Source organism: Gemmatimonadaceae bacterium (genome assembly GCA_035533015.1).
In the GTDB taxonomy this organism is placed as follows: Bacteria; Gemmatimonadota; Gemmatimonadetes; order Gemmatimonadales; family Gemmatimonadaceae; genus JAGWRI01.
This window is the reverse complement of record DATLUQ010000031.1, coordinates 1-9,455: the sequence shown is the minus strand read 5'-3', so window position 1 is coordinate 9,455 and position 9,455 is coordinate 1. Positions and strand designations below refer to the sequence as shown.

Genomic DNA, 9,455 nt, shown 5'->3' with positions numbered 1-9,455 from the left:
GAGATTCTCCCAGTGGTTCCGGTCGATTACCGATTCGAACGCCGAGGCGTGGAAATACTCCTCGACGTCGACGGTGAAGTGGTGGCCCGTCATGCTAACCTGACATGCAATGCATGTGCCCATCCGCCGGAAGTCGGGCCGGGCCAGATGTTGCGCCGCCGCAACAGGTCGTCGATCGCTAGGGCCGGTCGGACGGAGCCGGCGTCTCCGTGATGGCGGAGGCCAGGGCCTGGGCGCATCGCTCGATCCGCGCGTAGACGCGCCGGTAGACGTCGGCGGGCTGGTCGATCGGGTCGGCGATCGTGCGGGTCCTCACGGGTTCCGGATCGAAGTCGCCCAGGAGGACGACATCGGCGCGCGGCTTGCCGAACGTCTCGACCACGGCGCGCGCCTGTTGCGCGTCCATGGTGACGACGACGGCAGCGTTACGCACGAGTTGGTCCGTGACGAGTTGCGAGCGGTGGAGAGAGAGATCCACTCCCAGATGCTGTGCTTCGAGCTGTGCCTCGAGGGGCGACGGGCGTCCCGGCCCGATGAAGCCCGCCGACACGACGGCGGTGCCTTGCCCGGCCAGCTCGCGGTCGAGCACGGCGGCGGCAAACGGGCTCCGGCAGATGTTGCCGTGGCACAGGACCAGAACGCTGGATGGCTGGTTGCGGGCGCGAATATTTGCCAGCGCGGCTCCGCGTCGTCTTGTGTGCAGCACGCGGTCCGGCGTGCGGCGCAGCGCCCTCAGCAACTCATGCACGGATGTGTCCTCAATTGCAGACAATTCGCAACAGGCGTGTCACAAACGCCACAGTTCTGTTGGGCAGGCCATCCGCCCGCCGCACCACCAAAATCTGGCAATTTCTGGGCCGAGCCCGCCGCCGTTTGGCCGGGGTCCGGCCTATCGCGCGAGGCCCAGAACCAGCGCGATTGGCGCTCCCTGTGTTAGAGCCGATGGTCAGGCGCGACTCTTGCTACGCGTATTAGCACATGCCTACCCAAATCTCCCCTCCGGTCATCCTAATGGCCACGGACCGTGACCGCGACCTCGCCCAAGCGTTGGAAGATCGTGGCTTCGCGGTGATCAGGGTGTCAACCGGCAAAATGGCGCTGGCGCTGGCCCGCGGTGCCCGCCCTGATGTGCTGCTGCTGGAGCAGCAACTGCCCGACATGACCGGCCTCGAGACGTGCACGATGCTCCGCCATGACGTGGGGCTATCGCCCGAGGTGCCGGTGCTCCTGCTGGGGACGGCCGGCGAGGGGCTCCCCGATGAGTTCTCGGACGCACAGGCAGTGCCCCAGGAAGTGCTGGAGCGCGACACGCCGCTGGACGAACTGGCTCGGCGGATCGAGAGCCACGTGCGCACGCGGCGGATGGCATCGGCCGAGGACTATGGGGCGCCCGAGGTGCCCAGCACATCGGCGGTGGCCGGCAGCGTGCTCGGCTTGCGGGCCCGGGAACTCGGCGCCCTCATGGTGCGCATGCATGCGGCGCTCTCCTGCCTGGTGTTTTCCGTGGACGCCACGCTGCTCCGCGAGCGCGAGACGGTGAGTGGCATGGTGAACGCGGCGCGCACGTCCGACGTGCTCGGCCCCCTGGGGACGGCGGAGATCGGCGTCATCGCGCCCGTGACCGATCACGTAGGGGCGGTAGCGTTCGCGCGGCGGATGTCAGCGGTGCTCCGGCAGCGGGTCGAAGCCGCGCCCGCGCCCTATCGGCGCGAACTCCGGGTGGGCTATGCCGCGATCGACAATTTGAAGTACTCGCCGGTGGATCCGCTGATCTTGATGGCGCGCGCCGCGGCGGCCGTCAACGATGGGGTGCCGGATCCCTCGTGGCCGTGGATCCGGAGCGCGCCCAACGGGATCGACGATCGGAGCTATTCCGCCGATTGGACCAAACCGGAAGTGGCCCGCGATCCGCGAAACCGATACTCTCCGCGATCCGGCCCGCCGAACATCCACAACTAGCCGCGCGACACTCTCTCCTGGCCGCCCCCGGCCGCCCGCCCACCCCCAAGTTCCCAACAATCCGCGCTCCGTCCGCCGCCGTCGCTCCTGCGCCGGGGACGATTTCGCGTCTGTGGGCGGGGCTGGCGAACGCCGGCCGGCCTCGTTAACATCACTATATGTCTAGTTCGTTATATACTCATACAGGAGCGTAATCGATGGCCAGGCATCAGGGGCGGGGACCGATGGTGATCACGCACGAGGGCGGACTCAAGTTCGCCGCCCAGATCCGCTCGCACCGCCTCATCGTCGACCAGCCGGCGGGCGTCGGCGAGGACGCCGGTCCCATGCCCCTCGAACTCCTCGGGGCGTCGCTCGGAACCTGCGTGGCTCTCTACGTGCAGCAGTTCTGCGAAGCCCGCGGGCTGCCCTACCAGGGCATGCGGGTGGAACTCGATCAGGTGAGCGCGCAGAACCCGGGGCGCATCGCGCGCTACACCGTACGCGTGCTGCTTCCCGAAGCGCTGCCCGACCAGTACGCGTCGATGCTGGAGCGCGTGGCGCGCAGCTGCCCGGCGCACAACACGCTGGTGCATGGCGCCGAAGTCATGGTGGAGATCGAAGCGCCCGCAGCCGCCGTGGCCTCGTAGCGGCGTCGATCGTTCGCGCCCGGAAAGTCCGGTCAATTCCCGACAAGGACGTGTCGCAAACGCCGACAGTTCGGTTCTTCGGATCCGGGTACGATTCGAAAGCACACTGCGCGGCGAGCGGGGCTGCCGCCTCCGATTGCCCGGCGACACGAACCGCGGCACGAATAGTGAGGGAGATATGCGAAATCGTAAGGGACTGGTCCTGGGCGTAGCGACGGCCCTGGTCATGGCGGCGACCGCCGGGGCCCAACGGGGCGGCCAGCAACAGCAGCAAGAGCAGCAACGCCTGCAGGACCAACAGATGACCCAGATGCAGGACATGGTGCAGCGTATGACCAAGCTCCAGGACCGCGCGCATCTGATGGCGCAGAACATGCAGCAGCAGATGCAGCAACAGCGGAGCCAACAGACCGACCAGCAGCGGTTGATGCTCCAGACCTGCCAGGCCGCCGACCAGGCGGCGGTGCAGCTGCGCACGCTGGCCGAGCGCGCGCGCGACATGCAGCAGAATCGCGATATGGTGCGCGACAAGGACCAGCAGCGTGACATGGACCAACTGCGCATCCACCTGCGCTCGATGGCCGATCAGATGGACGACGCGCTGAAGACCATGGAACAGATGCAGAAACGCATGGGCACTCCGCCAGCTCCGTAAGGTCGCCGAGCCCTCGGCTCGGTTCGGATCGCTCGATTCACTTGGGGGCCGCCGCGGGCATCACGCCTGCGGCGGCCTCGTCTGCTGCTGCGCTGCCGCGATCCGTCGGGGCGAGTTCCGAAGGCGCCGGCCCGCCGGCCCAGTCAGCCGGGCCCGCAAGGCAAGTGGTGAACTTCCCGACCGCGCCTGCCCGGGCGGACGACGCCAGCGTCGGCCCTGCGATGACGCAATTGGGTTGGCATGCCTGACTTAAGGAAACGCAAAACCATCTACCATCCAGATACATCGCCGGACATCCGGTGCTCCAGCAGGCGCAACACGGTGTGGTGCACGATCTGACCTCAGCAGGCCCGGCGACGCGAGTGAGGGCTGACCGGTGGGTGCCGGATGCCTTCACGCTCATGCGGCGAAGCCGCCGAAGAGGGAGGCTGTATGAATGTGACGCGGATGGTACGGGCAGCGGGCGTCCTGGCAGTCCTGGCCAGCGCGGCCATCGTCGGAAGCTGCAGTAGCGATAAGGTGACGGCCACCAAAGAGGTGGCGGTGGCCCGGGTCGCGCTGGCTTCTCCAGTCGACAGCCTGCTGATTGGCGATAGTGTCTCACTGAACGTGACCGTCGAGGACGGAAACGGCGTGCCGATCGGGCGTCCAGTGACCTGGACGTCGAGCGATCCCGCGCTCGCTACGGTCAGCGCGACGGGCTGGGTGAAGGCCTATGACAGTGGCATCGCGACGATCACCGCCAGCGTCGATGGATTCGTCGCGGCGGTGCAGTTGCATCTGCTCGAGCGGGTGACTGCGGCCGCGATCCAGCGAGACCAGACCCGCGACACGTTGCATATTCGCGACACGTTGTGGCTGCACGTGCAGTTGCACGATCCGCACGGCGCGGCACTCCAGCGGCGCGTCACCTGGCAAAGCAGCAACGACAGCATCGTGACGGTCGGGGTGGTGGATTCCAGTGCGCCCGCGCTCGCTCGCGGCCCGTCGGCGTCCGGCGGCAGCGCGCTGCCGAACATGGTGGTGGGGGGCGGCCAGGCCTTTGCGCTGGCCGTCGGCGCTGGGGCGGCCGTGATCACGGCGTCCTCCGAAGGCGTGACCGACACGGTGACGCTGAACGTGGGTGAACCGGTGGCCAGTGTCGAGCTCTCGATCTCCAGCGCGACGGTCGGGACGGGCTCCCAACTCCAACTGCAGGCGCGTCTGCGCGATCGCAACCAGCAAGAGCTGCAGCGCGAGATCAGGTGGACGACGAGCAACCCGGCGGTTGCCACCGTGGACAGCACGGGCAAGGTGACCGGCGTGGGCCTCGGCGTTTGCACGATCACCGCGGAGAGTGAATCCAAGACGGCGGCGGCCACGTTCACGGTGGTCACGGCGGCTGGAGTGTTCACCGTCACGCCGGGCGCGGTTTCGCTGCCGATTGGCGGGACGTTCAAACCAACGGTCGTTCTCACCGACGCCGCCGGCGCGCCGCTCGGCCGCCAGGCGATATGGGTGAGCGCTGACACGACAGTTGCCACGGTGGACGCGGCGGGGTTGATCACCGCCGTGGCGCCCGGGGCGACCAAGGTCGTCGGCACCATCGACGCGCTCTCGGCGACGATCGACGTGGCCGTGGTGGCCCCCACGCCGTCGCTCAGCATCACGCCCGCGGCGCCCTCGGTGACTGCCGGGACCGAGTTCGACCTGGTCGCGACGATCCTGGACGTCAAGGGCAAGCGGATCACCAATGAGACCGTGGTCTGGAGCAGCAGCGACGCGGCCGTCGTGTCGGTCAATGCCAGCGGCCACGCGGTTGCGCATGCGGAGGGCTCAGCGACGATCTCCGCCGTGTCGCCCAGCGCACGCAATAGTGTGCTGGTGACCGTGACTCCGTCTCCGGTATCCACGGTGTCGCTCAACCCGCCGACGGCGGATGTGCGGGTCGGCGACCACTTCTCGATGAACGCCGCGTTGGCGGACGCGGGCGGCCAGCCGACCCACGGAAACGTCACGTGGACGTCGAGTAACGAAACCATCCTGACCGTCAGCGCGACCGGTGTGGTGACCGCCGTGGGCGAAGGAGAGGCGACGATCACGGCATCGAGTGGCGGCAAGAGTGCGAGTGCATCGGTTACCGTGGCGGGCCCGCGGCCCACGACCGACGAGGGGCTCGGCAACAACCTCTCGGTGCCGGTGGTGTTCTCCGAAGGAATCGGGATCACCGGTCTCCCGGTGACGGTGGGCGGTGCTCCGAACTATGGCAACACCGGACTGCGCCCAGTTCAATCCGAAAATCTGGTGGTCGACGGGCTGCCGTACTTCTATATCGCGAATGTGTCCGACTGTACGTGGCCGGACGGCACGAAGGCCTACTGCCAGAAGGGGCTGAATGCGTGGCAGGCGCAGTGGCTCGACGGATCCACGGCCCTCCAGCATGCGTCCGCGACCTGGGGTGACAACATCATCAACCAGTCCCTGAAGACGTCGTCGCCCATTCGCGTCGAGGTGTCGCTGAACGACCTCACGAGCGGCACGCTCCGCGGGTTCAACATGCAGGTGGTGTCGGGCTCCGGCAGCACGGAAGTGCAGGGCACGAATGGGGTGACTGCCGCAATGACTCCGACGATCTACTCGGTGGTGCCGCATCTCATCGTGTCGAAGCTGGACGCGTCCGGCGGTAATACGGTTGGCGATCCGCTGGTCGACAAGCGCGTGATCGACGCGCTCGGGGCCGAGGAGAGTTCCGGCAACTTCGCGGCCGAGGTCAACGTGGGCGGGAGGATCGTGTTCGGCTACAACCTCAGAGTGAGCGAAGCCGGATGGTATCGCGTGGCGTTCGTGCTGGACGGTTCGGTGTCGAATGGTCTCGTCAGCGCGAACCGCAACGTGGTCATGGACGCCGTGACGAACACGGTGACCGAGGAAGAGTCGGGCGGTTCCGGCGGTTCGGGCACCGGAACGAAACCGGTTCCGCAGTTGGCGCCCGATGGTTCGCGGACGTGGGTTGACATCTACGTTGCCGCGGGCTCAGGGAGCGGCACCGGTGGTGGCGGCGGCGAAGACACCGGGGCGGGCAACAATCTCTCCGTGCCGCTGACGTTCGCGGAAGGCCTCGGACTCACTGGATTGCCGGTGACCGTTGGTGGGATGCCCAACTACGCCAACACAGGTCTGCGTCCGACGGGCGCTACGGAGCCGGTCGTGGAAGCGCTTCCCTACTTCCCGATGAGCTACAACCTGTCCAACTGTTCGCTGGGCGGCACGCCGTACTTCTGCCAGGGCGGAGGTCCGGTCTGGCAGGCGCAGTGGTTCGACGCAAGCGGACAGTCCATGCGTGATGCTCAGGTGGCGTGGGGCGACAATCTGCTGACCAACCACTTCAACACGCACGCCAACGTGCACGTCGAGGTCTCGCTCACCGACCTGACCACGCCGCCGATGCAGGGCTACAACATGGCCGTGGTGTCGGGCTCGGGCTCCACCGAGCTGGACGGTACCAACGGCACGACGGGCACCTTCTCACCGGTTGTATACACGCGCGGCGCCAGACTCAAGGTGGAACTGCTGGACAGCGCGACCCACGAACCCAGGTACACGGTGTTCGACCAGGGCCTCTGGGAAGCCGGCGATGGACCGGGGCAGTTGGTGACCGAGGTCTCGATGGGCGGGACGCTGGTGTACTCGTACAACCTGCTCGTCCAGCAAATCACGATTCCGGAGTCGGTCGGACACAAGTACGGGTGGTATCGGTTCACGTTCTCGATCGATGGTTCCGCGCCGGTTCGGCCCAACGTCCGCATGACCCAGATTGCGGCGGGGGGCGAGGAAGGGACGACGGATGAGGGTGGCGGCTCGGGTGGCAATGGATCCGGTGGCAGTGGGTCCGGTGGGATTCCGTCCAAGAACGTCCCGACGCTGAACGTCGGCGCCCAGACCACGTCGATCGACATCTGGATCGCCAAGGGCGGTGGTGGCAGCGGCGGAGGCGAGCAGTAGTAGCCGTCCTGCCACGAGGCCGGCGGGTGGCCCGAGGGTTGGGCCACCCGTTGTGCCTCGATCCTTGCAACAGGCGTCCGCGCCGCGGCGCGAACGATCCGAGGGTACAACGATGATACGCCAGCTACGCGCGGCCGCCCCGGTGGTGGCCTGCCTGATTGCCATAACGATGGCGCCGGTCCGCGCCATCCGCGCCCAGACGGTGGACTACCGCGTGTCCCTGGGGTACGCCACCGGCACGTACATCTTCACCGGCACCACATGGAGCGCGGCGATGTTCCATTCCGTGGACGTGCAGGCCGGCCGGTTCAAATTCTCGGCGTCGGTGCCGGTGGTGGCGCAGAACAACACGGCCCTCACGTACATCGGCGGCATCATCGTACCCACCGGCGGCCCTGATGACTCGGCCGTGGCGCAGCGGCGCCAGGGACAGCCCGTGGAGATGGGGCCGGGGATGGGCTCGGGGCGGGGCGGACCTTCGGGACAGACGGGGACGAACGGACAAGGGCCCGGACAGAACGGAACGGGTGGCCGCGCGGGCGGGAACCTCGTTCCCGCTTCGCGGGCAACGGTGGGCACCACCGCGGACAGCCTCACCGTGGCCGCGCCGGGCAGCACGAGGGTGGACGTGGGCGACCCGATGTTCTCGGCCAGCATGGACGTCTATACCGGTTCAGGTATAATCCGCGGGCTGAGCGTGAACGCGTTCGCCAAGGCGCCCGTGGCGTCGGTGGCGTCGGGCGTGAGCACGGGGAAGTGGGACTTCGGAGGCGGCGCATCGCTGTCGCTGGGCGCCGGGCATACGTTCTTCTTCGGCGATGCGTCGTACTGGGTGCTGGGCGACATGCCCGGCCTGGAGCTCATCGACAACGTCGCGTACGGCGTGGGGGTCGGCCGAGGGTCGGCTGACGGCCGGTGGTCGGTGATCGCGTCCGCCGCCGGATCAAGCCGGGTCATCGCGAACGTGGAACCGCCGGTCTCCGCCGGCGTGAGTGTGGGATACCGCCCCGGTTCCACGCAGTCGCTCACCGCCGGGTTGAACTTTGGCCTCACGGAATCGGCGGCGACGGTTTCGGCCTCGCTCGGGTGGCGCGTGCGCATGTTCTGATGCCCGCGCGCGGCCGGCGACCGCGCGCGTTACCTTCCAGCCGGCACCGTACCCCACCACAGCCACACACATGCTGCGCTCGGAACGCTGGGGCATCCTACCGGTGAAACCGAACATCAAGCACGCAGTTCCCGGCATTCGCATCGCGCCTCTCCTCGCGGAACTGGCGCCGCTGGATGCACCCGCCGTGCTGCTGCGCCTCGACACGACGGCGAAGGGGCTGGACGAGGCCGAAGGTGCGGCGCGCCTCGCAGCCGAGGGCCCGAATCAGATCGCCGAGCCGGAGCACGTCACGAACTGGCAGCGGCTGTGGCGCGCGCTTCGGAATCCGGTGGTCGTCCTGCTCGCCGTGCTGGCCACGGTGTCGCTGGCCACCGGCGACCCGCGCGCCGCGACGATCATGGGCGTCATGATCGTGATCGGCGTGTCGCTGCGGTTCGTGCAGGAGGCACGCGCCGACCGCTCGGCCGCGGCGCTCAAAGCCATGATCCGCGTGACGGCCACCGTGATCCGCGGCGGCGCGGAGCGCGAGATCCCCCTGCACGAAATCGTGCGCGGAGACGTGGTCTCGCTCGCCGCGGGCGACATGATTCCCGCCGACCTGCGGGTGCTCACGGCCCGCGACCTGTTCGTGAACCAGGCGAGCCTCACCGGCGAATCGCTGCCCGTGGAGAAGTTCGCCCCGCCCTCGGGCGCCGCCGTCGCCTCGCCGGCCGACGCGACCAACCTGTGCTTTCTGGGCACGAGCGTGGCCAGTGGGACGGGCACCGCCGTCGTGGCCGCCACCGGCGCGTCGACCTATCTGGGAAGTCTGGCGGGGTCTCTCACCGAACCGGAAGAGGAGACGAGCTTCGATCGCGGAGTGTCGGCGTTCACCTGGCTGTTGATCCGGTTCATGGCGGTGATGGTGCCGCTGGTGTTTCTGATCAACGGCCTTACCGGGCACGGGTGGCGCGAAGCCTTCGTGTTCGCGCTGGCCGTGGCCGTAGGCCTCACGCCCGAGATGCTGCCCATGATCGTCTCGGTGGGCCTGTCGCGCGGGGCCGTCGCGATGTCGCGCAAGAAGGTGATCGTCAAGCGGCTGGCCGCGATCCAGAATTTCGGCGCCATGGACGTGCTCTGC

Annotated in this window: 7 protein-coding genes; 6 read left to right on the top strand and 1 reads right to left on the bottom strand. The window is 67.8% G+C overall.

All coding sequences use genetic code 11. The features are described 5' to 3' along the window. Nucleotides 1-178: 178 nt before the first annotated feature. Entirely contained in the window at nt 179-748 is a 570-nt protein-coding gene (locus VNF92_06725) for a hypothetical protein (GenBank protein ID HVA57565.1), read from the bottom strand. A 263-nt stretch (nt 749-1,011) separates the two neighbouring features. On the opposite strand from VNF92_06725, the gene VNF92_06720 reads away from it, so the two are divergent. From VNF92_06720 to VNF92_06695, 6 genes are all read left to right on the top strand, one after another. After that, entirely contained in the window at nt 1,012-1,959 is a 948-nt protein-coding gene (locus tag VNF92_06720) for a response regulator (protein HVA57564.1), read from the top strand. A gap of 197 nt (nt 1,960-2,156) precedes the next feature. Next, on the top strand, nt 2,157-2,588 hold the full coding sequence (locus VNF92_06715; GenBank protein HVA57563.1) for an OsmC family protein: 432 nt from the start codon (nt 2,157-2,159) through the stop codon (nt 2,586-2,588). Between the two features lie 178 nt (nt 2,589-2,766). Continuing rightward, nucleotides 2,767-3,243: a hypothetical protein gene (locus VNF92_06710; GenBank protein ID HVA57562.1), complete on the top strand. Its 477-nt coding sequence runs from the start codon at nt 2,767-2,769 to the stop codon at nt 3,241-3,243. Between the two features lie 432 nt (nt 3,244-3,675). Then, complete coding sequence (locus tag VNF92_06705; protein HVA57561.1) at nt 3,676-7,224, top strand: Ig-like domain-containing protein; 3,549 nt, start codon at nt 3,676-3,678, stop codon at nt 7,222-7,224. A 112-nt stretch (nt 7,225-7,336) separates the two neighbouring features. Continuing rightward, a complete protein-coding gene (locus VNF92_06700; protein HVA57560.1) occupies nt 7,337-8,332 on the top strand; it encodes a hypothetical protein in 996 nt (331 codons plus the stop codon). Between the two features lie 70 nt (nt 8,333-8,402). After that, the coding region (locus VNF92_06695) for an HAD-IC family P-type ATPase (protein HVA57559.1) at nt 8,403-9,455 on the top strand (1,053 nt) is incomplete at its 3' end.